Genomic DNA, 1,555 nt, shown 5'->3' on the forward strand with positions numbered 1-1,555 from the left:
ATACGTTATGTTACTCACTAAACCCACTTCCCTCACACTTGCTAGTTGCGTAAATTACTACTTAGCTTTATGTCGCGCAAAAGGGCAAAGCGAGAATACTGTGGTCAGTAAAGCGGCGGCATTATTGCTGTTTCAGCACTGGGCTGGAATTTATGATGTATTAAGCGTCGATAATATCGACATTGACCTACTAGACAGTTATCAGCAGTACCTGAATCAATACCGTAAAGCACGCAACGGTCAACCGTTATGCAGAGCAACAATCCGCTATCGTTTAACTGTAATCAAAGTGATGATACGCACCCTTTTTATTAAAGGTGTCATCTTGCTAAATGCTACCGAGCACTTTGAATTGCCTAAAAATGGCAGGCGCTTACCTAAACCTATATTGAGCATGAAGGAGGTACAAAAAGTCTTACAACAGTCGGAACACTACGGGCTTAAGGGGATCAGAGACAGAGCCATTATGGAAACGTACTATGCATCAGGTGTCAGACGTTTTGAGTTAGGAACTTTAACTTTGGATGATGTGGATTTTGAGCTGTTTCAGCTCAGGGTCAATCAGGGTAAAGGCTTTAAAGACCGATATGTGCCTATGGCTAAAGGGGCTTGTTTGTGGATTTACCGCTATTTGAAAGAAGTCAGAGGTAAGTTAGCAAATGAGCATTCAGGTATAACGTTGTTTCTGGCAAATAATGGGAAGCCATTCAGGCCAGCACAATTATCTGAGCTTGTGGCTAAGTACATTAAGCTGTCGGATATTCGTAAGACGGGGGCCTGTAACCAGTACCGCCATGCAGCGGCAACGCATATGGTAGACAATGGTGCAGATATTCGGCATGTTCAAGACTTTTTGGGGCATGCCGACCTGTCTACAACACAGATTTATGTGCATGTCAGCATGACTAAATTACGAGAGGTTTATAACAGGACTCATCCGGCAGCCCGTGAAGGGAGTTGACAGTTCCGTCAAAAAGGGCGAGACTATTGGCATGGTGCAGCAGACATGCGCAAGCATGACACCACGTAACCCGAGAGGGTCGAGGCAGTAGCCGGTAATGACGTTCTGAATCCAAGTCTGACTTGGCGAAGGCTCCCTAGTTGGAGCCTTTGTTATTTCTAGCCTCAAGAAAATATCAGAATAAATGAGTTCGAAACGTCTTTTTAATCTTGCAGATAGCGAGTACCAGTTCTGGAAGCCGTTTGATTATCACGGCACCGAAATTCATTTTGAGCACTTGGTCGCCAGAAAACACACCTATGTTCATCCTGACAGAAATGAGCAATACACCCTCTATATCACGCTGTCACACCACGTTTTTACCGTAGACCCCGATAAATCTAAAGATCCCTACGGACCTCAGATTTACCCATATAAGCCAGAAGATCCCAGAGCATTTTGCCCGACCAGATATGCATTGTCCTTTCAGCTAGCCCACATAGTTGAAACTTTGCCCGAGCAGTTTTGCTATCACGGTGGTTACAGTCGCTATTGTACTTGTAAACTGGAAGATGATGATGGCAATGAGATTTTCTATCAGGTAGTGTTTAGAGT

The 1,555-nt window shown here is 44.3% G+C and carries 2 protein-coding genes; both read left to right on the top strand.

Features of this window, described 5'->3' with window-relative positions:
- Positions 1 to 961 (top strand): tyrosine-type recombinase/integrase (locus L2744_RS21355; RefSeq protein WP_248993756.1); only part of this gene is annotated, 961 nt, incomplete at its 5' end.
- A 184-nt stretch (positions 962 to 1,145) separates the two neighbouring features.
- On the top strand, positions 1,146 to 1,555 hold a 410-nt coding region (locus L2744_RS21360; protein ID WP_512700985.1), incomplete at its 3' end, for a YjaZ family protein.

The sequence above is a fragment of the Shewanella profunda genome, from assembly GCF_023283765.1.
Lineage (GTDB): Bacteria > Pseudomonadota > Gammaproteobacteria > Enterobacterales > Shewanellaceae > Shewanella > Shewanella profunda.